The sequence below is a fragment of the Pseudomonas linyingensis genome, from assembly GCF_900109175.1.
Classification (GTDB): Bacteria; Pseudomonadota; Gammaproteobacteria; order Pseudomonadales; family Pseudomonadaceae; genus Geopseudomonas; species Geopseudomonas linyingensis.
In genome coordinates this window covers 130,111-155,537 of sequence record NZ_FNZE01000012.1, presented here as the reverse complement: position 1 = coordinate 155,537, position 25,427 = coordinate 130,111, and the positions used below count along the sequence as shown (strand labels likewise).

24 protein-coding genes are annotated in these 25,427 nt (G+C 69.9%); 15 read left to right on the top strand and 9 right to left on the bottom strand.

All coding sequences use genetic code 11. The features are described 5' to 3' along the window. The 7 genes from BMZ19_RS15575 to BMZ19_RS15545 all read left to right on the top strand — a co-directional run. On the top strand, positions 1-332 hold a 332-nt coding region (locus BMZ19_RS15575; protein WP_139214695.1), incomplete at its 5' end, for an NAD(P)(+) transhydrogenase (Re/Si-specific) subunit beta. Positions 333-519: 187 nt separating this feature from the next. Continuing rightward, positions 520-2,022 carry a succinyl-CoA:acetate CoA-transferase ScpC gene (locus tag BMZ19_RS15570; RefSeq protein WP_090312470.1) on the top strand — a complete coding sequence of 501 codons (1,503 nt, stop codon included), beginning with the start codon at positions 520-522 and terminating at the stop codon, positions 2,020-2,022. Positions 2,023-2,228: 206 nt separating this feature from the next. Continuing rightward, the gene (locus BMZ19_RS15565) at positions 2,229-2,546 is read left to right on the top strand and encodes a DUF2388 domain-containing protein (protein WP_090312468.1); all 318 of its coding nucleotides are present in this window, start codon (positions 2,229-2,231) and stop codon (positions 2,544-2,546) included. Between the two features lie 115 nt (positions 2,547-2,661). After that, the gene (locus BMZ19_RS15560) at positions 2,662-2,979 is read left to right on the top strand and encodes a DUF2388 domain-containing protein (protein ID WP_090312466.1); all 318 of its coding nucleotides are present in this window, start codon (positions 2,662-2,664) and stop codon (positions 2,977-2,979) included. Then, positions 2,976-4,949 (top strand): DUF7844 domain-containing protein, encoded by a 1,974-nt coding sequence (locus tag BMZ19_RS15555; RefSeq protein WP_090312465.1) that lies wholly within the window; start codon positions 2,976-2,978, stop codon positions 4,947-4,949. Before BMZ19_RS15560 ends, BMZ19_RS15555 begins: the two co-directional genes overlap by 4 nt. A 79-nt stretch (positions 4,950-5,028) precedes the next feature. Further along, positions 5,029-5,934 carry an AEC family transporter gene (locus BMZ19_RS15550; protein WP_090312463.1) on the top strand — a complete coding sequence of 302 codons (906 nt, stop codon included), beginning with the start codon at positions 5,029-5,031 and terminating at the stop codon, positions 5,932-5,934. Positions 5,935-5,983: 49 nt separating this feature from the next. After that, positions 5,984-6,859, top strand: coding sequence for an alpha/beta fold hydrolase (locus BMZ19_RS15545; protein ID WP_090312461.1), 876 nt, complete (start codon positions 5,984-5,986; stop codon positions 6,857-6,859). A gap of 70 nt (positions 6,860-6,929) precedes the next feature. Here BMZ19_RS15545 and BMZ19_RS15540 read toward each other — a convergent pair whose 3' ends face one another. The 4 genes from BMZ19_RS15540 to BMZ19_RS15525 form a co-directional block, all read right to left on the bottom strand. After that, the gene (locus BMZ19_RS15540) at positions 6,930-7,331 is read right to left on the bottom strand and encodes a DUF3301 domain-containing protein (RefSeq protein WP_090312460.1); all 402 of its coding nucleotides are present in this window, start codon (positions 7,329-7,331) and stop codon (positions 6,930-6,932) included. A 61-nt stretch (positions 7,332-7,392) separates the two neighbouring features. Continuing rightward, positions 7,393-7,875: an acyl-CoA thioesterase gene (locus BMZ19_RS15535; protein ID WP_090312458.1), complete on the bottom strand. Its 483-nt coding sequence runs from the start codon at positions 7,873-7,875 to the stop codon at positions 7,393-7,395. 299 nt (positions 7,876-8,174) lie between these two features. After that, positions 8,175-9,572, bottom strand: coding sequence for a glutamine synthetase family protein (locus BMZ19_RS15530; protein WP_090312457.1), 1,398 nt, complete (start codon positions 9,570-9,572; stop codon positions 8,175-8,177). A 2-nt stretch (positions 9,573-9,574) separates the two neighbouring features. Further along, positions 9,575-10,969, bottom strand: a complete 1,395-nt coding sequence (locus tag BMZ19_RS15525; protein ID WP_090312455.1) for an aspartate aminotransferase family protein — start codon at positions 10,967-10,969, stop codon at positions 9,575-9,577. Positions 10,970-11,236: 267 nt separating this feature from the next. On the opposite strand from BMZ19_RS15525, the gene pbpG reads away from it, so the two are divergent. Then, on the top strand, positions 11,237-12,163 hold the full coding sequence (pbpG, locus tag BMZ19_RS15520) for a D-alanyl-D-alanine endopeptidase (RefSeq protein ID WP_090312453.1): 927 nt from the start codon (positions 11,237-11,239) through the stop codon (positions 12,161-12,163). A gap of 91 nt (positions 12,164-12,254) precedes the next feature. Here pbpG and BMZ19_RS15515 read toward each other — a convergent pair whose 3' ends face one another. From BMZ19_RS15515 to purE, 4 genes are all read right to left on the bottom strand, one after another. Next, entirely contained in the window at positions 12,255-12,785 is a 531-nt protein-coding gene (locus tag BMZ19_RS15515) for a DUF3299 domain-containing protein (RefSeq protein WP_090312452.1), read from the bottom strand. A 39-nt stretch (positions 12,786-12,824) separates the two neighbouring features. Further along, positions 12,825-13,070 (bottom strand): GlsB/YeaQ/YmgE family stress response membrane protein, encoded by a 246-nt coding sequence (locus tag BMZ19_RS15510; protein ID WP_090312450.1) that lies wholly within the window; start codon positions 13,068-13,070, stop codon positions 12,825-12,827. A 170-nt stretch (positions 13,071-13,240) separates the two neighbouring features. After that, the gene (locus BMZ19_RS15505; protein WP_090312447.1) at positions 13,241-14,323 is read right to left on the bottom strand and encodes a 5-(carboxyamino)imidazole ribonucleotide synthase; all 1,083 of its coding nucleotides are present in this window, start codon (positions 14,321-14,323) and stop codon (positions 13,241-13,243) included. Between the two features lie 11 nt (positions 14,324-14,334). After that, a complete protein-coding gene (gene purE, locus BMZ19_RS15500; protein ID WP_090312445.1) occupies positions 14,335-14,826 on the bottom strand; it encodes a 5-(carboxyamino)imidazole ribonucleotide mutase in 492 nt (163 codons plus the stop codon). Positions 14,827-15,060: 234 nt separating this feature from the next. Between purE and BMZ19_RS15495 the strand changes: the two genes are divergently transcribed. Then, positions 15,061-16,818 carry a cation:proton antiporter gene (locus tag BMZ19_RS15495; RefSeq protein WP_090312444.1) on the top strand — a complete coding sequence of 586 codons (1,758 nt, stop codon included), beginning with the start codon at positions 15,061-15,063 and terminating at the stop codon, positions 16,816-16,818. A gap of 9 nt (positions 16,819-16,827) precedes the next feature. Here the strand turns inward: BMZ19_RS15495 and BMZ19_RS15490 are convergent, their stop codons facing one another. Further along, entirely contained in the window at positions 16,828-17,418 is a 591-nt protein-coding gene (locus tag BMZ19_RS15490; protein ID WP_170847788.1) for a HutD/Ves family protein, read from the bottom strand. Positions 17,419-17,725: 307 nt separating this feature from the next. On the opposite strand from BMZ19_RS15490, the gene hutI reads away from it, so the two are divergent. The 6 genes from hutI to hutC all read left to right on the top strand — a co-directional run bounded on the left by hutI (position 17,726) and on the right by hutC (position 25,423). After that, positions 17,726-18,943, top strand: coding sequence for an imidazolonepropionase (gene hutI / locus BMZ19_RS15485; RefSeq protein WP_090312441.1), 1,218 nt, complete (start codon positions 17,726-17,728; stop codon positions 18,941-18,943). Next, positions 18,933-19,880, top strand: coding sequence for a formimidoylglutamase (hutG, locus tag BMZ19_RS15480; protein WP_090312439.1), 948 nt, complete (start codon positions 18,933-18,935; stop codon positions 19,878-19,880). Before hutI ends, hutG begins: the two co-directional genes overlap by 11 nt. A 46-nt stretch (positions 19,881-19,926) precedes the next feature. Then, positions 19,927-21,618: a urocanate hydratase gene (hutU, locus tag BMZ19_RS15475; RefSeq protein ID WP_090312438.1), complete on the top strand. Its 1,692-nt coding sequence runs from the start codon at positions 19,927-19,929 to the stop codon at positions 21,616-21,618. A gap of 3 nt (positions 21,619-21,621) precedes the next feature. Then, complete coding sequence (gene hutH / locus BMZ19_RS15470; RefSeq protein WP_090312436.1) at positions 21,622-23,160, top strand: histidine ammonia-lyase; 1,539 nt, start codon at positions 21,622-21,624, stop codon at positions 23,158-23,160. A 125-nt stretch (positions 23,161-23,285) separates the two neighbouring features. Next, the gene (locus tag BMZ19_RS15465) at positions 23,286-24,626 is read left to right on the top strand and encodes a Na+/H+ antiporter family protein (RefSeq protein WP_090312434.1); all 1,341 of its coding nucleotides are present in this window, start codon (positions 23,286-23,288) and stop codon (positions 24,624-24,626) included. A gap of 83 nt (positions 24,627-24,709) precedes the next feature. Then, entirely contained in the window at positions 24,710-25,423 is a 714-nt protein-coding gene (gene hutC, locus BMZ19_RS15460; protein ID WP_090312432.1) for a histidine utilization transcriptional repressor HutC, read from the top strand. Positions 25,424-25,427: the final 4 nt, after the last annotated feature.

The window sequence follows — 25,427 nt, the reverse complement described above, 5'->3', positions numbered from 1 at the left end:
ACATGAACGTGCTGCTCGCCGAGGCCGAGGTGCCCTACGAGCAGGTGTTCGAGATGGACGACATCAACGCCGAGTTCGGCCAGACCGACGTGGTGCTGGTGCTCGGCGCCAACGACGTGGTCAACCCGGCGGCGAAGACCGATCCGCACTCGCCGATCGCCGGCATGCCGATCCTCGAGGCGTACAAGGCGCGCACCGTGATCGTCAACAAGCGCTCGATGGCCAGCGGCTACGCCGGTCTGGACAACGAGCTGTTCTACATGGACAAGTCGATGATGGTGTTCGGCGACGCCAAGAAGGTCATCGAGGACATGCTCAAGGCGGTTGAGTAACCCCGCCGCAAAACCGCGCAACAGACGCCGCCGCCCCCGGGCGGCGGCTTTTTGTGCGGCAAAAGGTCGCGAATGCGGCGAAAAACCGTTCAGCGCATTACGACCTTAGTATTAAAGGCGTAACGATGGCGAATCCTTAGACTCGGAGGACTGTGTTCGTCCCAGGCCGTATCAAAGGAACCGCTCCATGTCTCAGTACTCCGATCGTATTCGTCTGCAATCCCTGACCGACAAGATCACCACTGCAGCCGAAGCTGCCAAGCTGGTCAAGAACGGCATGACCGTCGGCATGAGCGGCTTCACCCGCGCCGGCGAAGCCAAGGCCCTGCCGATCGCCCTGGCCGAGCGCGCCCGCCACGAAGAGCTGAAGATCACCCTGATCACCGGCGCCAGCCTGGGCAACGACATGGACAAGCTGATGGCCGAATCCGGTCTGCTCGCCCGCCGCATGCCGTTCCAGTCCGACGCCGGCCTGCGCAAGGCGATCAACAGCGGCGAAGTGATGTTCATCGACCAGCACCTGTCCGACACCGCCGAGCAACTGCGTGCCGGTAGCCTGCCGAAGGTCAACGTAGCGATCATCGAAGCCTGCGCCATCACCGAAAACGGCGGCATCGTGCCGACCACCTCCGTGGGCAACTCGGCCAGCTTCGCCGAAGCCGACGTGGTCATCGTCGAGCTGAACCTGGCCCACCCTGCCGCCCTGGAAGGCCTGCACGACATCTACCTGCCGCCCAAGCGCCCGGGCCGCACCCCGATCCCGCTGATCAACGGCCAGGACCGCATCGGCACCACCTACATCCCGGTCGACCCGGCGCGCATCGCCGCCATCGTCATCACCGACCAGGAAGACTCCTACTCCGCCGTCCTGCCGTCCGACGACGAAACCCAGGCCATCGCCAACCACCTGATCGCCTTCTTCGAGCAGGAAGTCGAGCGCGGCAACCTGACCGAGAGCCTGCTGCCGCTGCAGGCCGGCGTCGGCACCATCGCCAACGCCGTGATGAGTGGCCTGCTGAAGTCCAACTTCAGCGGCATGACCATGTACTCCGAGGTGCTGCAGGATTCCACCTTCGAGCTGTTCGATGCCGGCAAACTGGCTGCCGCTTCGGGTTGCTCCTTCACCCTGTCCGAGCGCATGTGCCACCACGTGATGGCCAACCTCGACACGTACAAGGACAAGCTGGTGCTGCGCCCGCAGGAAATCTCCAACCATCCGGAGATCGTCCGCCGCATCGGCATCATCGGCATCAACACCGCGCTGGAGTTCGACATCTACGGCAACGTGAACTCCACCCATGTCAACGGCACCCACATGATGAACGGCCTCGGCGGCTCGGGTGACTTCACCCGCAACGCCCACCTGGCCATCTTCGTCACCAAGTCCGTGGCCAAGGGCGGCGCCATCTCCAGCGTCGTGCCGATGACCCCGCACGTCGACCACAACGAACACGACGTCGACATCCTGGTCACCGAGCAGGGTCTGGCCGACCTGCGCGGCCTGGCCCCGCGCGAGCGCGCCCAGGTGATCATCAACCACTGCGTACACCCGGACTTCCGCCCGGCGATGCAGGACTACTTCGATCGCGCCTGCGCCACCGTCGGCGGCCAGACCCCGCACATCCTCAGCGAGGCCTTCTCCTGGCACACCAACATGCAGCAGACCGGCCACATGCTGGGCAAGAAGTAATCGGCTCCGCCTGATTCACTGAACGCTGCACCACTGCGCCGCCTTCGGGCGGCGCAGTCGTTTCCGGGTTCCCGTGCCGCCATGCCTGCCGTTGCCCGCCTGCGCGCGCTGCGGCAATCTGAACGCACACCAACCGCCAGGCCGCGAACCCGGCACGCCTCCAGCTGTCCAACCTACCGACTCACTCTGCACAGGACTTGCCCCCCATGACCCGCCTCCCACTGCTTGCCGGCGCCGCCCTGCTGGCACTCGCCAGCCACGCCTCCGCCACCAGCTTCGTCGCCACCACCGATACCCTCGGCGGCCTGATCGCCAACGCCAGTGAAAGCACCAGCGACATCTCCTCCTCGTTCGATGACGACAAGGTCGTCCTCGCCGCCCGCGACGACGCCGCCAGCTTCGTCGCCAGCGCAGGCAGCATCCGCGGCGCCCGCCTGGAGGCCGCGCTGCGCCACATCCGCACCCAGGCGCCGCAGATCCAGGCCGATGACCAGCAGCTGGCCCGGGCGATCCTCGCCCTGTAAGCGCGCCAGCGCCGTGCAGACGCCACCCAGCTCACGCCGCGGCGCTGCACGTCTGGCACAGAGCCCTGCGAATCAATACATTACGCGCCTCGTCCACGCCCTCAGGAATACCGACATGCGCCGTTCGCTCATCGCCGCCACCCTCGTCCTGCTCGCCGCCGGCAGCGCCCAGGCCCAGACCCTGGTCGCCACCAGCAACATCGTGATCCGCGCCCTCGAGCGCAGCTTCGACTTCACCTCCGACACCACCACCTCGGTTCGCGACATGAAGGTGGTGCAGGCCGCCCGCGACGACGCCGCCAGCTTCGTCGCCAGCGCAGGCAGCATCCGCGGCGCCCAGCTGGAAGCCGCCCTGCAGGTAGTGCGCGAGCGCGTACCCGAGGCCCGCCAGGCCAGCGACGCCGAACTGGCGCAGGCCCTGCTCGCCCTGTGACGAACTGGCGTGCGGCGCTGGGCGGTCTCGCCCTGCTGCTCGCCGGCCTCGCGCCGGCCAGCGCGAGCGCCGCGCCGCCGTCCCTGCAGTTGCAGCTGCACGCTGCCGGCCTGAGCGCCGGCGAACGCCAGGCCAGCCAGGCCCTGCTCGACGAGGCGCTGGTCGCCCTGCCGCCGCGCCTGCGCCGGCAAGTGCCGCGCACGGTCGCGGTGCGCTGGAGCCACAAGCTGCCGACCGAGGTCTACGGCCGCCTGACCCGCCTCGACGCCTTCGAACTCAACGCCCGCCTGCTGCCGGCGCTGGCCGACGGCAGCGCGGCGAGCCAGGCCAGCGGCCGTCCCCACGGCACCCTGCGCCGCGAGCTGCTGGCCACCCTGCTCCACGAACTGACCCACCTGTACGACCGCAGCCGCACCTGGCCGGCCGCCGAGGCGCAGCTGATCCAGCGCTGCCGCCGGCAGCTCGCCAGCCGCGGCGAGGTCGGCCTGCCGGCCGAGTGCCGCGGGCAGACGCAGCGGCGCTTCACCCTCTCCGACGCCCCGCGCCTGCTCGATCTGGCCGGCTGGGCCCAGCGGGTCGGCCAGCGCGGCGCCCGCGAGGCGGACAACCCGCAGTGGCTGCGCAGCCCGGACGCCTACGAGCTGAGCAACCCGCGCGAGTTCCTCGCCGTGAACCTGGAGTACTTCCTGCTCGACCCGCAGTACGCCTGCCGCCGACCGAGCCTGCACCGCTACCTGGCCGAACACTTCGCCTGGACGCCGCCAGGCGCCGCCGACTGCGCCGGCGAACTGGCCTTTCTCAACGCCGGCAGCGACTTCGCCCGTCAACCACTCGGCCGCCTCGACCCCGAGCGGATCTACGCGGTCGACTACCTGTTCGCCGAGGCCAACGACCAGTGGGTCAGCCGCTGGGGCCACAGCATGCTGCGCCTGGTGGTCTGCGCCCCCGGCCGGCCGCGCGGCCCCGACTGCCGGCTGGACCTCGACCAGCACCTGGTGCTGTCCTACCGCGCCTTCGTCGGCGACGTGCAGCTGTCCAGCTGGGACGGCCTGACCGGCGCCTATCCGTCGCGGCTGTTCGTCCTGCCGCTGGGCCAGGTGATCGACGAATACACCAAGGTCGAGCTGCGCAGCCTGGCCTCCATCCCGCTGCGCCTGTCGCACGCGCAGATCCGCGCCCTCGGCCAGCGCGCCGCCGAACTGCACTGGAGCCACGACGGCGACTACTGGTTCATCGGCAACAACTGCGCGGTGGAGACCCTCAAACTGCTCAGAAGTGGCAGCGCCGACCCACGCCTCACCGACCTCGACAGCATCACCCCCAGCGGTCTGCTCGCCCTGCTCGAGGGGCGCGGCCTGGCCGACCGCAGCGTGCTGCGTGATCCGCGCGAGGCGCTGCGCCTGGGCTATCGCTTCGACTCCTTCCGCGAGCGCTACCAGGCGATGTTCACCATCGCCCGCGAGCGCCTGGCGCTGCCGCAGGAAACGGTGGAAGACTGGCTGGGCCGGCCGGCCAGCGAGCGGCGCCGCCATTTCGCCGCCGCCGACCTGCGCGCCAGCGCCGCCCTGCTGCTGCTCGAACAGGCTGCGCGGCGCCGCCAGCTGCAGCTGGCCCAGGACGACCTCAAGCAGGCCTACCTCGGCCGCCGCGAACGCGGCCAGAGCAACGCCAGCGCCGACCGCACCCTCGAACAGCTGCTGGCCCACAGCGGCTTCCTCAGCCGCCCGGCCGAGCTGCTCGACGGCGGCTACGGCCTGCCGCAACCCGGCGAATGGCAGAGCCTGGAGCGCGAGAGCAGCCAGCGCCAGGCGCAGCTGCGCCAGCTCAGCGACCAGCTCGACAGCCAGCTGCTGGCCCTGCTCACCACCGAACGCCGCCGCGAGCTGGACGACGGCGAAGCCAACCTCAGGCAGCTCGGCACCCAGCTGCGCGAACTGCACCGCGCCGGCGGCGGCCTGCAGCTGCCCTGACCGCGGCGTTTGCCGCTAGACTGCCGACTCACATCCCCTCGGACCTGCGGCACCCGCGCCGCCCTGCAACGGAGCTGCCATGTCGCCCCTGCTGCTCGCCCTCTGGCCGCTGTTCGCGCTGATCGTCGCCGGCTACCTGCTGCGTCGCAGCGACTTCCCCGGCGAGGCGTTCTGGCCCGGTGCCGAGCGACTCAACTACTTCGTGCTGTTCCCCGCCCTGCTGCTGAGCAGCCTCGCAACGGCGCCGCTGGACAACCCGGCGCTGCCGCGCCTGGCGCTGGCGGTGCTGCTGGCCCTCGGCCTCGGCTGGCTGGGGCTGCTGGCGCTGCGCCGCCTGCGCGGCTGGCCGGCAGCGCGCTTCGGGGCCATCGTCCAGGGCGCCCTGCGCTTCAACACCTACCTCGGCCTGGCCACCGTGGGCAGCCTGTTCGGCGCAGCGGGGCTGACCCTGGCGGCGCTGATGCTCGCCCTGCTGGTGCCGGCGGTGAACGTGCTGTCGGTGTGGGCGCTGAGCGCCGAGCGCGGGGTCAGCGTGCGCGGCCTGCTGCTGCCGATCGCCAGGAACCCGCTGATCCTCGCCTGCCTGGGCGGCGCGCTGCTCAACCTCTCCGGCCTCGGCCTGCCGGGCGGCAGCGAGCGCCTGCTCGGCCTGCTCGCCGCCGCCAGCCTGCCGCTGGGTCTGCTCTGTGTCGGCGCCGCGCTGCGCCCGGACCAGCTGCGCGGCGAAGGCCCCGCGCTGCTCGCCAACAGCCTGGCGCGCCTGCTGCTGATGCCGCTGCTGGCCTTCGGCGTGGCGCGCGCCCTGGCCCTGCCGGCCATGGAGAGCACCCTGCTGGTGCTGTTCTTCGCCCTGCCCACCGCCCCCACCGCCTACGTGCTGACCCGCCAGCTGGGCGGCGACAGCCACCTGATGGCCGGCATCATCACCCTGCAGACCCTGCTCGCCGCCCTCAGCCTGCCGCTGCTGCTGGGCTGGCTGTCCTGAGCGGGCGGGCTGCTAAACTGCGCCACTCACTCTCGCTACCGTAGTCGCCATGACCCTGCACCCCTGGTCCCACCCTACTTCGGCCGGCTTCACCCTGCGTGGCTGGCACAGCGCGCCCTCGGGCAAGCCGCTGCTGCACTTCCTGCACGGCAACGGCTTCTGCGGGCGTACCTACGAACCGCTGCTGGCGCTGCTGAGCCGGGATTTCGACCTGTGGCTGTGCGACGTCCAGGGCCACGGCGACAGCGACCACGGCGGGCGCTTCCACGGCTGGAACCGCAGCGCCGAGCTGGCGGTGGAAGCTTTCGCCGCCGGCCGCGAACGCTTCGGCGCGGTACCGCGCTTCGCCTGCGGACACAGCTTCGGCGGAGTGCTCAGCGGCCTGATCCTCGCCAGCGAGCCACAACTGTTCCAGCGCGCGGTGCTGCTCGACCCGGTACTGTTTCCACCGGCGATGATCGGCGTGATGGCGCTGTCCGAACTGCTCGGCCTGCAGGAGCGCCGCGCACTGGCACGCCAGGCGCGAGAGCGGCGCAGCCAGTGGCCGGACCGCGCCGCGGCCTGGGCCGGGCTGCACGGGCGGGGGATCTTCCGTGGCTGGAGCGATGCCGCGCTGCACGCCTATGTCGAGCATGCGCTGCAGGCGGTCGGCGACGGGGTCGCGCTGAAGTGCCGGCCGAGCCGCGAGGCGGAGATCTTCGCCTCCTACCCGCGCCGCCTGTGGCGGTCGCTGGCCGCGGTGAGCACGCCGACTCTGGTCGTGCATGGCGGGGACAGTTACCCCTTCGTCGGCAAGGGCGTGGCGCGCTGGTGCGCGCTCAACCACCACGTCAGCGCGCAGCGCATCGCCGGTGGCCACTGCTTCATGCAGGAGCAGCCGGACGAGTGTGCCGTGCGGGTGCGCGACTACCTCCTCGGCGGCTAGCTAGCTGCCGAGCTGGTGGCCTTGCGGGTTTCGTGAGAGTGGCGCGTGCTGGATCGCGGCGCCGGAGGCGTCAGCGCCCCTGCGGCGGATGGCGGCGGCGCCATTCGTCCAGCTTGACCACCCGCTCCGCCTCGCCCTCGGCGGAGTCCGCCGGCTCGCGGAACGGATGCGGTGCCAGCTCGATCTGCGCCGGGCTGCGGCCGAGCAGGACCAGGCGGCCGGGATGACGCTGCTCGCCGGTCACCGTGAACTCGAAGCCGTACTCGCGCGCCAGACGCAGGCGCCCGCTGCGGTCGCGCAGCAGACGCAGGCGGCGGAAGGCCACGTTGTCATCGAGCAGCAGCACGTCCTCGCGCAGGCAGGCCTGGCGCACCAGCTTGAGGGCGTGCTCGTGCACGCCATGGGCATGCCATAGCCAGGCGCAGACGCCGCCGGCCAGCAGCAGCAGGGTCAGTTCGCCGAGCGTCAGCATGCGCCGCCCCGCACGAGCACCAGGCAGCAATACGGGCAGCGCGATACCGGCATAGGAAACCTCAGTCGTGGCCCATGATTGCCTTGTAACGCTCCTCCAGCTCGCGGCGGATCTGCCGGCGCTGCTGGGCTTGGGCGAAGCGGCGTTTTTCGTCGGCGGTCTTCGGATCGAGCGGCGGTACCGGTACCGACTTGCCGTGACCATCGACCGCCACCATGGTGAAGTAGCAGCTGTTGGTGTGACGTACCGACTGGTTGCGGATGTCCTCGGTGATCACCTTGATGCCGATTTCCATCGAGGTGCTGCCGGTGTAGTTGACCGAGGCGAGGAAGGTGACCAGCTCGCCGACATGGATCGGCTGGCGGAAGATCACCTGGTCCACCGACAGGGTCACCACGTAGCGACCGGCATAGCGGCTGGCACAGGCGTAGGCCACTTCATCGAGATACTTGAGCAGCGTGCCACCATGCACATTGCCGGAAAAATTGGCCTTGTCCGGAGTCATCAGGACGGTCATGTTCAGCTGTGCGTTACCGGATTGCATGGGTAGTTCAAGCTCGTCGGCTGGTGGTGAGGTCGCTACTTTAGTCGAATGCACAGCGGCTGTGTCGAGCAATTTCGCCAGCGCGCCGGAGCGCGTCCGCCGCGACTTTGCGGACCTCGCGGGGGCATGTGACGAACGTTGGGACAACGTGCGGCAAACTGCGGCGAATTGTCGCGTTTGCGAAGCCTTGCCAGTTGAGCTATGGCGGCCATGGTGCGCGACTGTCCCGACTTGCGGCAAGGACATTTTACCCCTGGCGCAATAGTGCGCCGCCCTTCTGCCCCGCCGCTCGCCGCGTCTCAGGCATGTCCCAGGTACCAGCGCCAGTCCTGCTCGCCCACCTCGCCCATGAACTGGCGGTACTCCTCCTGCTTGATCGCCAGGTACACGCGGTGGAAGTCCTCGCCCAGCGCCTCGCGCGCCCAGGTCGAGTGCTCCAGCGCGCGCAGTGCGGTGAGCCAGTCGGTGGGCAGGGTCTCACGGGCCTGCGCGTAGCCGTTGCCCGCGATCGGCGCGCCGGGGTCGAGCCGCTCGCGCAGGCCGTGGTGGATGCCGGCCAGCAGCAGGCTGGCGGCCAGATACGGATTGGCGTCGGCGCCGCAGATGCGGTGCTCGATGTGCCGGCTGGCCGCCGGACCGCCCGGTATGCGCAGCGACACGGTGCGGTTGTTGATCCCCCAGCTTTTCGCCAGCGGCGCGTAGCTGTTGGCCTGGAAACGGCGGAACGAGTTGGCGTTGGGACAGAACACCGCCAGGCCGTCCTCGAGGGTGTCGAGCAGGCCGGCGACGGCCTGGCGCAGCAGCGGGGCTCCCGTCCCGGCGGCAGAGACGCCGCCTTCAAGGCCAGAAAGCTCGCTGGCGAACAGGTTGTTGCCCTCCGCGTCGGCCAGGCTGACGTGCATATGCAGGCCGCTGCCGGCCAGCTCGCCAAACGGCTTGGCCATGAAGCAGGCCTGGTAGCCATGCTGGTTGGCCACCCCGCGCACCAGGCGCTTGTAGCGCACCGCCTCGTCCATCGCCTGCAGCGCGTCGCTGCGGTGCTCGAGGGTGATTTCCACCTGGCCGGGCGCGTACTCGGAGATCGCCGTGCGCGCCGGCAGGCCCTGGGCGGTGCAGGCGGCGTAGAGGTCGTCGAGGAACGGCGCCAGCTGCTCCAGTTCGAGCACGCCGTAGACCTGTGGCGCCTGCGGGCGCACGCCGTTGCCCTGGCGTGCCGGCTGCGGCCGGCCCGTGGCGTCGCGCTGCTGGTCGAGCAGGTAGAACTCCAGCTCGGCGGCCATCACCGGATGGTAGCCGGCGGCCTTGAGCCGCTCGACCTGGCGGGCCAGCACGTGGCGCGGATCGGCGACGCTGGCCGGCAGGCCCTGCTCGGGGTGCATGCTGACCTGCAGCTGGGCGGTCGGCGTGGCGCGCCAGGTCTGCAGCTGCAGGCTGCCGGGCAGCGGGAAGGCCCAGCAGTCGGCGTCGGCGACCTCCCAGACCAGGCCGGTGGCGTCGACGTCCTCGCCGCGGATGGTCAGGCCGAGGATGCTGCTCGGCAGCGGCCGGCCGTTCTGGTAGACGGCGCGCAGCTCCTCGCGGCGCAGCAGCTTGCCGCGCGGCACGCCGCAGGGGTCGATGATGAACAGCTCGATGCTGTGCACCTCGGGGTGGGCGGCGAGAAAGGCGTCGGCTTCGGCAAGATCGGCGAAAGGCATGCTCATTCCTCCCGCGCGCCGGGAAGCGCCAGCAGCTCGGCGAGCGCCGCATCGAGGCTGGCGAGCAGGCGGTCGACGTCGCCGGCAGTGGTTTGCGGGCTGCACAGGGTCATGTTGTGGAACGGGGTGATCAGGATGCCGCGGTTGATCAGGTACAGGTGCAGGGCCATCTGCAGGCTGTCGTGGAAGGCCGCCTCGGCCTCGGCGCCGTTCTGTGGCGGCTGCGCACAGAACTGGAACTCGCAGCGCGCACCCAGCTCGGTCACCGACCAGGGCAGGGCGTGCCTGGCGATCAGGCTACGCAGCCCCTCGGCCAGACGCGCCGCCAGCCAGAGCATGTGCTCGTAGGCCGCCGGCGTCATCACCTGCTCCAGGTTGGCGCGCAGGCAGTGCATGGCCAGGGCGTTGGCCGACAGGGTGGTGCCCATGCCGCTGTGGCCGTGGCCCGAACTCAGCTCGCTGGCGTGCTCGCGGGCGATCTGCATGGCCTGGGCCATCGCCGCGCTGCAGCCGTACACCGCGCAGGGCACGCCGCCGGCGACGGCCTTGCCGACGGTGAGGAAGTCCGGTTCGAGATGCCAGGCGCGAGTGCAGCCGCCGGGGCCGGTGGACAGGGTGTGGGTCTCGTCGACGATCAACAGGGTGCCGACCTGGCGGGTCAGCTCGCGCAGGCGCGCCATGAAGCCGGGCGCCGGCAGCACCATGCCGATGTTGGTCAGCGCCGGCTCGCAGAGCACCGCGGCCACGTCGCCGGGGGCCAGCGCCGCCTCCAGCGCGGCCAGGTCGTTGAACGGCACCACGCGGCTGTGCTGGGTCAGGTTGCGCGCCTGGCCGATCAGCCCCGGACGGTGCACGGTGTGGCCGTCGCGGGTGCGCACCATGGCCTCGTCGACGGTGCCGTGGTAGCAGCCATCGAACACCAGGATCACCTTGCGCCCGGTGATCGCCCGCGCCCAGCGCAGGACGAAGCGGTTGGCGTCGGTGGCGGTGGTCGTCACCTGCCAGAACGGCAGGCCGAAGCGCTCGGCCAGGCGCTCGCCGCAGACCACCGCATCCTCACCGGGCAGCATGGTGGTCAGGCCGCGCCCGGCCTGCTCGCGCAGGGCCGCGGCAATCGGCGCCGGCGAGTGGCCGAACATGCTGCCGGTATCGCCCAGGCAGAAGTCGACGTACTCGCGGCCGTCGACGTCGACGAAGCGCGCGCCCTCGGCGCGCTCGACGAACAGCGGCACCGGCGTCGACCAGTCGCTCATCCAGTGCATCGGCACGCCGCCGAACAGCGCATGGCGAGCGCGCCCGGCCAGCGCCACGGACTGCGGATGCTGCTCGAGAAAGCGCTGGCGCTCGCGTGCGGCAAGGGCTTGCACCGCCGTTTCGGCGATTCCACTGGAGTTCATGCTTGAACACCTCGTTGAATTTTTCACACATCTTCGAGCGGCACAGCGCGCAAAGTCAATCCAGGCGCCAGACCAGCCGACCCCGCCAAACAAACCGCCCGTCCAGCCCCGGCGCGGCGACGCCCGGCGAAGCGTGAAATCCGCATCAGCCGGGCGCTGCAGAGACGATTTGGAACCGACAGGCCGGCAGGCGTTCTCTATACTGTGAACACTAGCAAGGACCGCTGCCCCGACCTCATTTCCACGCGAAACAGCGAGCCACCTTCCATGAAAATCCGTTCCTCGATATTCGGTCTGTTACTGTCATGCGCATGCATTGCCTTGGCCCCGAATGTCGGGGCTGCCGATGGCCGTGCCGCCCGTGACCCGGCCCGTCTGGAGCTGGCCTCCAGCAGTGCCTTGGTGGTCGATCTGAACAGCGACCAGGTGCTGTTCTCCAGCCATCCGGACGCGGTGGTGCCGATCGCCTCGATCAGCAAGCTGATGACCGCGGTGGTGAGCCTCGACGCCAACCTGCCGCTGGACGAGGTGATCCCGGTGGCCATCCACGACACCCGCGAGCTGCGCGGCGTCTACTCGCGGGTGCGGGTCAACAGCCGGATCAGCCGCAAGGAGATGCTGCGCCTGGCGCTGATGTCCTCGGAGAACCGCGCCGCCTCCGCGCTGGCGCACAACTATCCGGGCGGCCATGCCCGCTTCGTCGCGGCGATGAACGCCAAGGCCAAGGCCCTCGGCATGACCCGTACCCGCTTCGTCGAGCCCACCGGCCTGTCCGAATTCAACGTCTCCACCGCCCGCGACCTGGTGCGCCTGCTCAAGGCCGCGCGGCAGTACCCGCTGATCCGCGAGCTGAGCACCACACCGAGCCGCAGCGCGCACTTCCAGAAGCCCAACTATGTGCAGGGCTTCAACAACACCAACCCGCTGGTGCGCAATCCCGGCTGGGACATCGAGGTGACCAAGACCGGCTTCATCAACGAGGCCGGCCACTGCCTGGCCATGCTGGCCCGCGTCGACCAGCGCCCGGTGGCCATGGTGCTGCTGGGCACCTACGGCAAGCGCACCCACATCGGCGACGCCACCCGCGTGCGCCGCTGGCTGGAAACCGGGCAGAGCACGCCGATCCCGGCGGCGGCGCGCTCCTACAAGCAGCAGCGCATCCAGCAGCAGCGCCTGGCCGGCCAGCCGGGCTGAAGCGAACACGGGGCGCACTGGGGCTGCCGCAGGGCGGCCCCGGTTGTTTTCGGGAGTCCACAGCAGTGCCGGGATGGCCTGCCGGGCAGGCCTACAGGTCCGCTTCCTCGACCGGACGCACGCTGTCGGCGTCCAGCGCATAGGCGGCGTCGGCCAGATCGTTGCTGACCGGTTCGACCTGCAGGGTGCCGCTGACCCATAGCGGCGCGTAGATGTCGTCGAGGGCCACGCCTTGCGGGTAGCGCACCAGGACGATCTGGTTCGGCGGCGGCGGCGGCACGTGGATGCAGGCGCCGGGATAGGGCACCAGGAAGAAGGTGTGGAAGCGGCCGTCGGCGGTGGTTTCCAGCGGTACCGGATAGCCGCCCAGGCGCAGCGCCTTGCCGTCCAGCGCGGCCACGGTACGCGTCGAGTACATCACCGCCGGCAGGTCCGCCTGCTGCTTCAACCCACCGGCGCCGTAGAAGGCGCTGTCCCCCTCGGCGCCTTGGTGGTCGATTTCCGGCATCGCCTCCAGCGCCGCCAGATCCTCGGCCGGCAGCAATTCCAGCCAGTCGGTTTCCGCCGGCTCGGCGTGGCTCAGGGTAGCGATCAGGGTCAGGCAGAGGGCGAACAGGCGCATGCGGATCTCGCAGAAGGCAGACGGCGCCGGGACGCCGCGTCAGGATTTTCTCAGGTAACCGGCCACGATCAGCAGGATGATGGCGCCGATCACCGCGCCGATGAAGCCCGCCGCCTGCCCGGCGCGGTAGATGCCCAGTGCCTGACCGCCGTAGGTGGCGAGGACCGAGCCGCCGATGCCGAGCAGGATGGTTATGATCCAGCCCATCGGCTGGTGGCCCGGCTTGAGAAAGCGTGCGATCACGCCGACCAGCAGGCCGATGAGGATGGTGCCGAGGATGCCCATGACGAGTTCTCCGCGCAAGGTGAGCCTGTCAGCAGCCTAGTCGGCGGGAACGGCGGACGCCATGGGCGTCTTGTCCTGTGGAAGGCCCGATCTCGGGGCGAAGCTTTTGCTTCTGGGCGGGCCGTTGGCCGGCATCGCCGTGAGAGTGGGCCTTCCACAGAGGGCCGCGATCAGCCTTCGATCAGCGCCTCGACATCCTTGATGCGCGCCTGGAGGGTCGCCAGGTCCTTGCTGCGCAGGGTGGCGTGGCCGACCTTGCGCCCGGCCTTGAAGGCCTTGCCATAGTGGTGCAGATGGCAGTCGTCGATGGCCACCACCTTGTCCACCGGCGGCACGCTGCCGATGAAGTTGAGCATCGCGCTCTCACCGACCTTGGCGGTCGAGCCCAGCGGCAGGCCGGCGACGGCGCGCAGGTGGTTTTCGAACTGGCTGCACTCGGCGCCTTCGATGGTCCAGTGCCCGGAGTTGTGCACCCGCGGGGCGATCTCGTTGGCCTTCAGGCCGCCGTCGACCTCGAAGAACTCGAAGGCCAGCACGCCGACGTAGTCCAGCTGCTTCAGCACGCGGCCGACGTAGTCCTCGGCCAGCGCCTGCAGCGGGTGGTTGCTGCTGGCCACCGACAGGTTGAGGATGCCGTTCACGTGGGTGTTGTGCACCAGCGGGTAGAAGCGCGTCTCGCCGTCGCGACCGCGCACCGCCACCAGCGACACCTCGCCGCTGAACGGCACGAAGCCCTCGAGGATGCACGGCACGCTGCCCAGCTCGGCGAAGGCGCCGACCACGTCCTCGGGCTTGCGCAGGACCTTCTGGCCCTTGCCGTCGTAGCCCAGGGTGCGGGTCTTGAGCACCGCCGGCAGGCCGATCTCGATCACCGCATGGTCGAGGTCGGCCTGGTCCAGCACGTTGGCGAAGGCCGGGGTGGGGATGCCGAGGTCCTTGAACAGCGACTTCTCGAACCAGCGGTCGCGGGCGATGCGCAGCGACTCGGCGCAGGGGTACACCGGCACGAACTGGGAGAGGAAGGCCACCGTCTCGGCCGGCACGCTCTCGAACTCGAAGGTCACCAGATCGACCTCGTCGGCCAGCTGGCGCAGATGGTCCGGGTCGCTGTAGTCGGCGCGCAGGTGCTCGCCCAGCGCGGCGGCGCAGGCGTCCGGCGCCGGATCGAGGAAGGCAAAGTTCATCCCCAGCGGAGTGCCCGCCAGAGCCAGCATGCGACCCAGCTGGCCGCCACCGATTACGCCGATCTTCATGGGAGTTCGCCTCAGATTTCGCGGGGGTCCGGGTTTTCCAGCACCGATTCGGTCTGCTGGGCGCGGAAGGCCTTGAGCGCCTCGTGGAACTGCGGGTGCTTGCCACCGAGGATGCTCGCCGCCAGCAGCGCGGCGTTGATCGCGCCGGCCTTGCCGATGGCCAGGGTGGCGACCGGAATGCCGCCGGGCATCTGCACGATCGACAGCAGCGAGTCGACGCCGGAGAGCATCGACGACTGCACCGGCACGCCGAGCACCGGCAGGTGGGTCTTGGCCGCGCACATGCCCGGCAGGTGGGCGGCGCCGCCGGCACCGGCGATGATCACTTCCAGGCCGCGCTCTTCCGCCTGTTCGGCGTACTGGAACAGCAGATCCGGGGTGCGGTGGGCGGAGACCACCTTGACCTCGTGGGGAATGCCGAGCTTTTCCAGCATGTCGACGGTGTGGCTGAGGGTGCTCCAGTCGGATTTGGAGCCCATGATCACGCCTACCAGTGCGCTCATCGTCGTGCCTCTTGTTCTGCGCCAGCCTGGCGCGACAAAAACCAACAAGCCACGCCGGAAAACCGCGCGTGGCTTGTCTGCGAAAGAGTGTGGACCGGACTGCGTGACCGGTCGAAAGTCGCGCAGTATATCGCAAAGGTTCGCGTGACGGGCAGACCCGCCTATCATCGAACAGGGCGCCCGGTGCGGCCATTCGCACGCTGCCGGGCGACCCGCGGCAGAGGAGCGCGCGCCATGCATGCCATCGCCTTCATCCAGGATCTCGCCGTGCTCATGCTGGTGGCCGGCCTGGTGACGGTGCTCTGCCACCGCCTCCGGCAGCCGGTGGTGCTCGGCTACATCGTCGCCGGCTTTCTCATCGGCCCGCACACCGGGCCGGTCGCCCTGATCAGCGACGAGGACACCATCCGCATCCTCGCCGAGCTGGGCGTGGTGTTCCTGATGTTCGGCCTCGGCCTCGAGTTCCGCCTGCGCAAGCTGCTCAAGGTCGGTCCCACCGCGATCCTCGCCGCCTTCTTCGAGATCGTGGCGATGATCTGGCTCGGCTACCACATCGGCCGCCTGTTCGCCTGGAGCCCCATGGATGCGCTGTTTCTCGGCGCGATCCTGGCGATCTCCTCGACCACCATCATCGTCAAGGCCCTCGGCGACCTGAAGATGAAGCACGAGCCCTTCGCCCAGCTGATCTTCGGCATCCTGATCGTCGAGGACATCCTCGGCATCGGCCTGATCGTCCTGCTCTCCGGGGTTGCCGCCAGCGGCACGGTGGAGCCGGCCGAGGTGCTCGCCACCCTCGGCAAGCTGCTGCTGTTCATCCTCGCCTCGCTGGTGGTCGGCCTGCTGCTGGTGCCGCGCATCCTCGCCTACGTGGCGCACTTCGAAAGCCACGAGACCCTGCTGATCGCCGTGCTCGGCCTGTGCTTCGGCTTCTGCCTGCTGGTGATCAAGCTGGACTACAGCCTGGTGCTGGGCGCCTTCCTGAGCGGCGCGATCATGGCCGAGTCGCGCCAGCTGGCGCAGATCGAGCGGCTGGTCGAGCCGTTGCGCCACATGTTCAGCGCCATCTTCTTCGTCACCATCGGCCTGCTGATCGACCCCGCCGTGCTGCGCGAGCATGCCTGGCCGATCGCCGCGATCAGCCTCGCCGTGGTGCTCGGCAAGATCCTCAGCTGCAGCCTCGGCGCCTTCGTCACCGGCCACGACGGGCGTACCTCGCTGCGCGTCGGCATGGGCCTGTCACAGATCGGCGAGTTCTCCTTCATCATCGCCGCGCTGGGCGTCAGCCTGAAGGTCACCAGCGACTTCCTCTACCCGGTGGCGGTGGCGGTATCGGCCATCACCACCCTGACCACCCCCTACCTGATCCGCGCCGCCGCACCGCTGTCGCGGCGCCTGTCCGACGCCGTGCCGAGCAGCGTAGCGCGGGTGTTCAGCGCCTACGGCGCCTGGCTGCGCAGCATCCAGCTGCCGGGCCAGAACGCCGTGCTGGCGGCACTGATCCGCCGCAGCCTGCTGCATGCCGTGGTCAACCTGGCGCTGGTGGCGGCGATCTTCCTCGCCGGCGGCTACTTCGCCGAACCCATCGACCTCTGGCTCGACCGGTGGCTGCCGCAGCCCAACCTGCACAAGGCGCTGATCTGGGGCGCGGCGCTGCTGCTGTCGCTGCCGTTCCTCCTCGCCGCCTACCACCGCCTCAAGGCGCTGTCGCTGTTCCTCGCCGACCTTGGCGGGCACAGCCACCGCCCGCCACGGGTGCGCCGGGTGCTCGCCGAGCTGATTCCGCTGCTGACCTTCGGCAGCTTCCTGCCGCTGCTCGCCGCGTTCAGCTCGAGCATCCTGCCGCCAGGCGAGTGGCTGCTGCTCATCGGCCTGCTCGCCGCGGTGCTGCTCGCCCTGCTCTGGCGCTGGTTCGCGCGCGTGCATGCCCGCCTGCACAGCGCCCTGCAGGAAACCCTCGACCAGCACGAGCCGCCCGAACCACCCGTGCCCTGATGCACCCGCTCAGCGCCGCCACAGCTGCACCCGCAGCAGGCGGGCTGCCTCCAGCGCTTCCAACAGCAGGATGCCGCCGTCCCGCTCGTCCTCGCCGAACAACAACCCCTCGCCGGCCGCCAGGGAGAACGGCCTGGCATCCGCCAGCCAGCCGTCGAGGTTCCCGGCTGCGCAGTAGAGCAGCTCCAGCTCGGCCTCGCGACGCAGGGCCTGCCGGCCGTGCAGCACCCACACCTCCAGGCGGTGGCGCCAGCGCACGCGCCGGGTCATCACGTTGAAGTCGCCGACCGCGCCGCCCAGCAGCTCGGCGCTCACCGCCTGCTCGCCGGCGAACTGCAGCGGCGCGCAAACCGCGCCCAGCGCCACTGGCGCGCCACCGGCGAAGTCGAGGCGCAGGCCAGCGCCGTCGAGCACCGCCAGACTGCGGTCGACGCCGGGAAAGGCCGAGAACGCTCCGCCGCTCGCCACCTGCGCGCAGCTGATGCGCCAGTCGAAGTCGTCGATACCGGCGCCGGCCGGCGCGATGGCCAGTTCGCGGGTCACCCCGCCGCCGTTCTTCCACGGCATGGGCGGCGCCGCGGCCAGGCTGACTTTGCGCATGCTCCTGCACTCCTCTCTATATGGACATGGTCGATGATCGCTGTCGCGCAAATGTATATACATAGACTGATGCCGCGCAACCGCAAGACGTCCCGCCGCCCGTCACCCGCCGCCCGGTCGATGACAAGCAGACTGCCGTACGGCTGCCCACGGCAAGCCGTCAAAGCCGCGGCACATCAGGGCACCTTGGGGTTTCCCGGCCAGCGCCTGGGCGGCTCGCCGGACCAACGGCGATTGCAATGCTTGACGGCCTGCGCCCTCGCTCATATTGTATATACAAACAACGCCAGCCGAAGGTCATCCACCCATGCCCGCACTTCCCCACCAGCGCCTGCTGTGGCGCGACGTCAGCGTCTTCGACGGCCTGCAGGAGCTGCCCGCGCCGATGGCCGTGCTGGTCGAGGACGGCCGCGTCGCCCTGCTCTGCCCGATGGTTGCGCTGGACGAGGCCCGCGTCGCCGGCGCCACGCTGGCCGGCCGCGGCGGGCTGCTGACCCCCGGGCTGGTCGACTGCCACACCCACCTGGTGTACGCCGGCAATCGCGCCGGCGAGTTCGAGCAGCGCCTGGAGGGCGCCAGCTACGCCGAGATCGCCCGCGCCGGCGGCGGCATCCTCGGTACCGTGCGCGCCACCCGCGCCGCCAGCGAGGACCAGCTGTTCGCCCTGGCCCACCCGCGCCTCGAAGCGCTGCTCGCCGACGGCGTGACCACCGTGGAGATCAAGTCCGGCTACGGCCTCACCCTCAAGGACGAGCTGAAGATCCTGCGCGTCGCCCGCCGCCTCGGCGCGGAACTGCCGGTACGGGTGGTCACCACCCTGCTCGGCGCCCACGCCCTGCCGGAGAAGTACGCCGGCCGCAGCGATGCCTACATCGAGCTGGTCTGCGCGGAGATGATCCCGGCAGCCGCCGCCGAGGGGCTGGCCGATGCGGTGGACGTGTTCTGCGAGAACATCGCCTTCAGCCCGGCACAGTGCGAACGGGTGTTCGCCGCCGCCGCGCGCCACGGCCTGGCGGTCAAGGCGCACGCCGAGCAGCTGTCCAACCAGGGCGCCAGCGCGCTGGTGGCCAGGCACAAAGGCCTGTCCGCCGACCATATCGAATACCTCGACGAAGCCGGCGTCGCCGCCCTGGCCGCAGCCGGCACCGTCGCCACCCTGCTGCCCGGCGCCTTCCTGGTGCTCGGCGAGACCCAGCGCCCGCCGATCGAACTGCTGCGCCGCTACGGCGTGCCGATGGCGGTGGCCAGCGACGCCAACCCCGGCACCTCGCCGCTGTTCCTGCCCACCCTGCTGCTCAACCTGGCCTGCAGCCTGTTCCGCCTGACCCCATGCGAGGCGCTCTCCGGCATGACCGCCCATGGTGCACGCGCCCTCGGCCGCCCGCAGCTGGGGCGCATCGCCGAGGGCCTGCCCGCCGACCTGTGCCTGTGGAACGTCGAGCACGCCGCCGAGCTGGCCTACGCGGTGCAGGCCGGGCGCCTGCGCCAGCGCATCTTCAATGGAGTCGTTACGAATGAACGTTGATCGCCTGAACCTGGAGGCCTGGAGCGGCCGCGTCGACCCCGAGGCCGACAGCCCGCGCTGGCACCAGCGCATCCAGCCGCTGGGCGAGAGCCGGCAGCCGGGCCTGGTCCTGCTCGGCTTCGCCTGCGACGAGGGCGTGCGCCGCAACCAGGGCCGTGTCGGCGCCGCCAGCGCCCCGGCGGCGATCCGCAAGCTGCTGGCCAACCTGGCCTGGCACCGCCAGGGCCAGGCCTTCGACGCCGGCGACGTCTGCTGTCTGGATGGCGACCTCGACGGCGCCCAGCAGCGTCTCGGCGCCAGCGTCGCCGAGCTGCTCGACGCCGGCCATCTGCCGGTGGTCCTCGGCGGCGGCCACGAGGTGGCCTACGGCAGCTGGCAGGGCATCGCCGCGCACCTGGCCAACAAGCTGGGCCGCGCGCCGCGCCTGGCCATCGTCAACTTCGACGCCCACTTCGACCTGCGCGACCCGGCCCATATCCACTCCTCGGGCACGCCCTTCGCCCAGATCGCCGAGGCCTGCGCCGTACGCGGCTGGCCGTTCCGCTATGCCTGCCTCGGCGTCAGCCGTGCCGCCAACACCCGCGCGCTGTTCCAGCGTGCCAGCGAGCTGGGCGTGCTGGTGCGCGAGGACTTCGAGATCCGCGAGAGCAGCCTGGAGAGCATCGGCGCCGAGCTGGACGCCTTCATCGCCGATTGCGATGCGGTGTACCTGACCGTCGACCTCGACGTGCTGCCGGCCTGGGAAGGCCCCGGCGTCAGCGCGCCGGCCGCCCACGGCGTCTCGGTCGCCCTGCTCGAGCCCTTGATCGAGCGCCTGCAGGCCAGCGGCAAGCTACTGCTCGCCGAGCTGGCCGAACTGAATCCCGAGCACGACCAGGACCACCGCACCGCCCGGGTGGCGGCGCGCCTGATCCACAAGCTGTCCCTGCACGGCTGAACCCAACCCCCACGCCCCGACAACAACAAGCGAAAGAGGAACCCCGATGAGCACCGTCGATCCCCGCCACGACCCGAGCCGCCAGATCGCCGCACCGACCGGCACCACCCTGCGTTGCAAGAGCTGGCTGACCGAAGCGCCGCTGCGCATGCTGATGAACAACCTGCACCCGGACGTGGCGGAAAAACCCGAGGACCTGGTGGTCTACGGCGGCATCGGCCGCGCCGCGCGCAACTGGCAGTGCTACGACAAGATCGTCGAGGTGCTCGAGCGCCTGGAGGACAACCAGACCCTGCTGATCCAGTCCGGCAAGCCGGTCGGCGTGTTCGAGACGCACAAGGACGCCCCGCGCGTGCTGCTGGCCAACTCCAACCTGGTGCCGCACTGGGCCACCTGGGAGCACTTCAACGAGCTGGACCGCAAGGGCCTGGCCATGTACGGGCAGATGACCGCCGGCAGCTGGATCTACATCGGCAGCCAGGGCATCGTCCAGGGCACCTACGAAACCTTCGTCGAGGCCGGCCGCCAGCACTACAACGGCGACCTGACCGGGCGCTGGGTGCTCACCGCCGGCCTCGGCGGCATGGGCGGCGCCCAGCCGCTGGCCGCCAGCCTCGCCGGCGCCTGCTCGCTGAACATCGAGTGCCAGCAGTCGCGCATCGACTTCCGCCTGCGCACCCGCTACGTCGACGAGCAGGCCAGCGACCTAGACGACGCCCTGGCGCGCATCGACCGCTACACCAGCCAGGGCAAGGCGGTGTCCATCGCCCTGTGCGGCAACGCCGCCGAGATCCTCCCGGAACTGGTGCGCCGCGGCGTGCGCCCGGACATGGTCACCGACCAGACCAGCGCCCACGACCCGCTGCACGGCTACCTGCCGCTGGGCATGAGCTGGGACGAGTACGTCGAGCGCGGCAAGACCGAGCCGCAAGCGGTGGCCAAGGCCGCCAAGCGCTCGATGGCCGTGCACGTGCAGGCCATGCTCGACTTCCAGAAGATGGGCGTGCCGACCTTCGACTACGGCAACAACATCCGCCAGATGGCCCTGGAAGAGGGCGTGCAGAACGCCTTCGACTTCCCCGGCTTCGTCCCGGCCTACATCCGCCCGCTGTTCTGCCAGGGCATCGGCCCGTTCCGCTGGGTGGCGCTGTCCGGCGATCCGGAGGACATCTACAAGACCGACGCCAAGGTCAAGGAACTGATCCCGGACAACCCGCACCTGCACCGCTGGCTGGACATGGCCCGCGAGCGCATCAGCTTCCAGGGCCTGCCGGCGCGCATCTGCTGGGTCGGCCTGAAGGACCGCGCGCGCCTCGCCCAGGCGTTCAACCAGATGGTCGCCAACGGCGAGTTGAAGGCACCGATCGTCATCGGCCGCGACCACCTGGACTCCGGCTCGGTGGCCAGCCCCAACCGCGAGACCGAGGCCATGCTCGACGGCTCCGACGCCGTGTCCGACTGGCCGCTGCTCAACGCCCTGCTGAACACCGCGGGCGGCGCCACCTGGGTGTCGCTGCACCACGGCGGTGGCGTGGGCATGGGTTATTCGCAACACTCCGGTGTGGTGATCGTCGCCGACGGCACCCCGGACGCCCACGCCCGCCTCGGCCGCGTGCTGCGCAACGACCCGGGCACCGGGGTGATGCGCCACGCCGACGCCGGCTACCAGATCGCCATCGACTGCGCCCATGAGCAGGGTCTCGACCTGCCGATGATCAACACTGTGAAGGAAGCCTGAGCCATGACCTACAACCTGCACCTCGTCCCCGGCCAGCTGACCCTCGCCCAACTGCGTTCCGCCTACCAGCAGCCGCTGCGCGTGACCCTCGACAGCGGCTGCCACGCCGCCATCGACGCCAGCGTGGCCTGCGTCGAGGCCATCATCGCCGAGGGCCGCACCGCCTACGGCATCAACACCGGCTTCGGCCTGCTGGCCTCGACCCGCATCGCCCCGGCCGACCTGGAGAAGCTGCAGCGCTCGCTGGTGCTGTCCCACGCCGCCGGCGTCGGCGAGCCGCTGGACGACGCCATGGTGCGCCTGATCATGCTGCTCAAGGTCAACAGCCTGGCGCGCGGCTTCTCCGGCATCCGCCGCAAGGTGATCGACGCGCTGCTCGCCCTGATCAACGCCGAGGTCTACCCGCACATCCCGCTGAAGGGCTCGGTCGGCGCTTCCGGCGACCTCGCCCCGCTGGCGCACATGTCGCTGGTGCTGCTCGGCGAGAGCAAGGCGCGCTACCAGGGCCAGTGGATCGACGGCCGCGAGGCGCTGGCGGTGGCCGGCCTCGAGCCTTTGACCCTGGCCGCCAAGGAGGGCCTGGCCCTGCTCAACGGCACCCAGGCGTCCACCGCCTACGCCCTGCGCGGCCTGTTCGAGGGCGAGGACCTGTTCGCTGCCGCCACCGTGTGCGGCGGCCTCAGCGTCGAGGCCATGCTCGGCTCGCGCGCCCCGTTCGATGCGCGCATCCACGCCGCCCGCGGCCAGCGCGGGCAGATCGACGTGGCGAGCGCCTACCGCGACCTGCTCGGCGCCAGCAGCGAGATCGCCCAGTCCCATGAGAAGTGCGACAAGGTCCAGGACCCCTACTCGCTGCGCTGCCAGCCGCAGGTGATGGGTGCCTGCCTGACCCAGCTGCGCCAGGCCGCCGAGGTGCTGGAGATCGAGTCCAACGCCGTGTCGGACAACCCGCTGGTGTTCGCCGCCGAAGGCGACGTGATTTCCGGCGGCAACTTCCACGCCGAGCCGGTGGCCATGGCCGCCGATAACCTGGCGCTGGCCATCGCCGAGATCGGTTCGCTGTCCGAACGCCGCATCTCGCTGATGATGGACATGCACATGTCGCAGCTGCCGCCGTTCCTGGTCGCCAACGGCGGGGTCAACTCCGGCTTCATGATCGCCCAGGTCACCGCCGCGGCGCTGGCCAGCGACAACAAGGCCCTGTCCCACCCGCACAGCGTCGACAGCCTGCCGACCTCGGCCAACCAGGAAGACCACGTGTCCATGGCGCCGAACGCCGGCAAGCGCCTGTGGAGCATGGCCGACAACGTGCGCGGCATCCTCGCCATCGAATGGCTGGGCGCCTGCCAGGGCCTCGACTTCCGCACCGGACTGAAGACCTCGCCGAAGCTGGAACAGGCGCGCGGCCTGCTGCGCGCCCAGGTGCCCTACTACCAGGAAGACCGCTTCTTCGCCCCGGACATCGAGGCGGCCAGCATGCTGCTTGCCGCGCGCGGCCTCAACGCGCTGATGCCGGCCGGCCTGCTGCCCTCCCTGGGCTGACCCGCAAGCGATCACGCCCCCGGCCACCGCGCGAGCAGCTCACCGCTGCCGCCGGCTGGCCGGGGGCGCGACTTTGCATGGCGTTTCCAGAGACAATAAAAACAATCCAACTGGTGGAATGAAACATGAATGCAATTGTTCTCGCGGTGGTGGTCATGGTCGCGCTGTCGATGCTGCGCGTTTCCGTGGTCTTCGCCCTGATCATCGCCGCGGTGGTCGGCGGCCTGGCCGCCGGCCTGCCGATGGACAAGATCGTCGCGGCCTTCAACGACGGTCTCGGCGGCGGCGCCTCGGTGGCGCTGGCCTACGCCGCCCTCGGCGCCTTCGCCGTGGCGCTGTCGCGCACCGGCATCGCCCAGCGCCTGTCGGCGCGGGTGGTCGAGCACGTCAGCCACAGCCATCACGCCGGCGGCGAGCTGGCGCTGGTCAAGTGGGGCATGCTCGGCGCGCTGATCGTCGCCGGCGGCCTGGCCGAGACGCTGATCCCGGTGCACATCGCCTTCATCCCGATCCTGGTGCCGCCGCTGCTGCACGTGATGAATCGCCTCAAGCTGGATCGCCGCCTGGTCGCCTGCGCCATCACCTTCGCCATCACCACCCTGTACATGGCGCTGCCGGTGGGCTTCGGCGCGATCTTCCTCAACGACATCCTGATCGCCAACATCAACCAGGCCGGCGCCGCCGAGGGCTTCAGCGTCACCCGTAACCTGGCCCCGCAGGCCATGCTGCTGCCGGCGCTGGGCATGGTGGCGGGGCTGGCCATCGCCACCTTCAGCTACCGGCGCAAGCGCAGCTACCAGGAAGTCGCGGTGGCCGGCGAGCATCTCGGCCACGCCGAGCAGAAGCTCAGCCGCCGCCAGGTGTGGATGATCGCGCTGTCGCTGCTGCTCGCCCTGGTGGTGCAGCTGTGGACCGACTCGATGATCTTCGGCGGCCTGGTCGGCTTCGCGGTGATCTCGCTGAGCGGGGTGATCCGCTGGCGCGAGCAGGACCACGTGGTCACCCAGGGCATGCACCTGATGGCCCAGGTCGGCTTCATCATGATCGCCGCCGCCGGCTTCGCCGCGGTGATGAAGGCCACCGGGGCGATTCCCGAACTGGTCGCCGGCTCGGTGGAGCTGATCGGCGACAACCGTGGCATGGCCGCGCTGATCATGCTGCTGGTCGGCCTGTTCATCACCATGGGCATCGGCTCGTCGTTCTCCACCGTGCCGATCATCACCGCGATCTACGTGCCGCTGGCGCTGGGCTTCGGCTTCTCGCCGCTGGCCATCATCGCCCTGGTCGGCACCGCCGCGGCGCTCGGCGACGCCGGCTCGCCGGCCTCCGACTCGACCCTCGGCCCGACCGCCGGCCTCAACGCCGACGGCCAGCACGACCACATCTGGGACACCGTGGTGCCGACCTTCCTGCACTTCAACCTGCCGCTGATCGCCTTCGGCTGGGTGGCGGCCATGGTGCTGTAAGGGGATGCCGGGCCGGCCGCAGGAGCGCGACCGGCCCGCGCTTGGGTATCATCGCCCCAGCAGCGAATACAAAGGGACCCACCGTGACCAGCACACCGCGCTACAAGCAGATCGAGGAGCACCTGCTCGAGCGGATCGACAGCGGCGCCTACCCGGCCCACCACCAGATCCCGCCCGAGGAGCAGCTGGCCCGCGATTTCGGCGTCAGCCGGATGACCGCCAACAAGGCGATCCGCGACCTGGTGCAGAAGGGCTACCTGATCCGCCAGGCCGGTCTCGGCACCTTCGTCACCGACCGCAAGGCCGAGTCCTCGCTGCAGGAAGTGCTCAACATCGCCGCCGAGGTGCGCGGCCGCGGCCATGCCTATCGCAACGACGTGATGCGCTGCGAGGCCATCGACGCCGACGACGAGGTGGCCCTGCAACTGGGTGTGCGCCTGGGCAGCCGGGTGTTCCACACCATCCTCGTGCACCGCGAGGACGAACTGCCGATCCAGCTCGAGGAGCGCTTCGTCAATCCGCGCTGGGTGCCCGACTACCTCACCACCGACTTCACCCAACACACCCCCAACGAGGTGCTGGTCGCCGCCTGCCCGATCTCCGACGTCGAGCACGTGGTCGAGGCGGTGCTGGTCGACCAGCTCACCGCCAACGCGCTGGGCATCGACAGCGCCACGCCCTGCCTGAGCGTGATCCGCCGCACCTGGTCGGGGGAGAACCTGATCAGCTATGCGCGGCTGATCCATCCGGGGGATCGCTACAAGCTGCGCTCGTCGATGCGGGGGTTGCAGGGGTAGGCAG

Coding starts and splice junctions, on each gene's coding strand:
- BMZ19_RS15570 (WP_090312470.1), top strand. CDS start 520: ATGTCTCAGTACTCCGATCGTATTCGTCTGCAATCCCTGACCGACAAG.
- BMZ19_RS15565 (WP_090312468.1), top strand. CDS start 2,229: ATGACCCGCCTCCCACTGCTTGCCGGCGCCGCCCTGCTGGCACTCGCC.
- BMZ19_RS15560 (WP_090312466.1), top strand. CDS start 2,662: ATGCGCCGTTCGCTCATCGCCGCCACCCTCGTCCTGCTCGCCGCCGGC.
- BMZ19_RS15550 (WP_090312463.1), top strand. CDS start 5,029: ATGTCGCCCCTGCTGCTCGCCCTCTGGCCGCTGTTCGCGCTGATCGTC.
- BMZ19_RS15545 (WP_090312461.1), top strand. CDS start 5,984: ATGACCCTGCACCCCTGGTCCCACCCTACTTCGGCCGGCTTCACCCTG.
- BMZ19_RS15540 (WP_090312460.1), bottom strand. CDS start 7,331: ATGCTGACGCTCGGCGAACTGACCCTGCTGCTGCTGGCCGGCGGCGTC.
- BMZ19_RS15535 (WP_090312458.1), bottom strand. CDS start 7,875: ATGCAATCCGGTAACGCACAGCTGAACATGACCGTCCTGATGACTCCG.
- BMZ19_RS15530 (WP_090312457.1), bottom strand. CDS start 9,572: ATGCCTTTCGCCGATCTTGCCGAAGCCGACGCCTTTCTCGCCGCCCAC.
- BMZ19_RS15525 (WP_090312455.1), bottom strand. CDS start 10,969: ATGAACTCCAGTGGAATCGCCGAAACGGCGGTGCAAGCCCTTGCCGCA.
- pbpG (WP_090312453.1), top strand. CDS start 11,237: ATGAAAATCCGTTCCTCGATATTCGGTCTGTTACTGTCATGCGCATGC.
- BMZ19_RS15515 (WP_090312452.1), bottom strand. CDS start 12,785: ATGCGCCTGTTCGCCCTCTGCCTGACCCTGATCGCTACCCTGAGCCAC.
- BMZ19_RS15510 (WP_090312450.1), bottom strand. CDS start 13,070: ATGGGCATCCTCGGCACCATCCTCATCGGCCTGCTGGTCGGCGTGATC.
- BMZ19_RS15505 (WP_090312447.1), bottom strand. CDS start 14,323: ATGAAGATCGGCGTAATCGGTGGCGGCCAGCTGGGTCGCATGCTGGCT.
- purE (WP_090312445.1), bottom strand. CDS start 14,826: ATGAGCGCACTGGTAGGCGTGATCATGGGCTCCAAATCCGACTGGAGC.
- BMZ19_RS15495 (WP_090312444.1), top strand. CDS start 15,061: ATGCATGCCATCGCCTTCATCCAGGATCTCGCCGTGCTCATGCTGGTG.
- BMZ19_RS15490 (WP_170847788.1), bottom strand. CDS start 17,418: ATGCGCAAAGTCAGCCTGGCCGCGGCGCCGCCCATGCCGTGGAAGAAC.
- hutI (WP_090312441.1), top strand. CDS start 17,726: ATGCCCGCACTTCCCCACCAGCGCCTGCTGTGGCGCGACGTCAGCGTC.
- hutG (WP_090312439.1), top strand. CDS start 18,933: ATGAACGTTGATCGCCTGAACCTGGAGGCCTGGAGCGGCCGCGTCGAC.
- hutU (WP_090312438.1), top strand. CDS start 19,927: ATGAGCACCGTCGATCCCCGCCACGACCCGAGCCGCCAGATCGCCGCA.
- hutH (WP_090312436.1), top strand. CDS start 21,622: ATGACCTACAACCTGCACCTCGTCCCCGGCCAGCTGACCCTCGCCCAA.
- BMZ19_RS15465 (WP_090312434.1), top strand. CDS start 23,286: ATGAATGCAATTGTTCTCGCGGTGGTGGTCATGGTCGCGCTGTCGATG.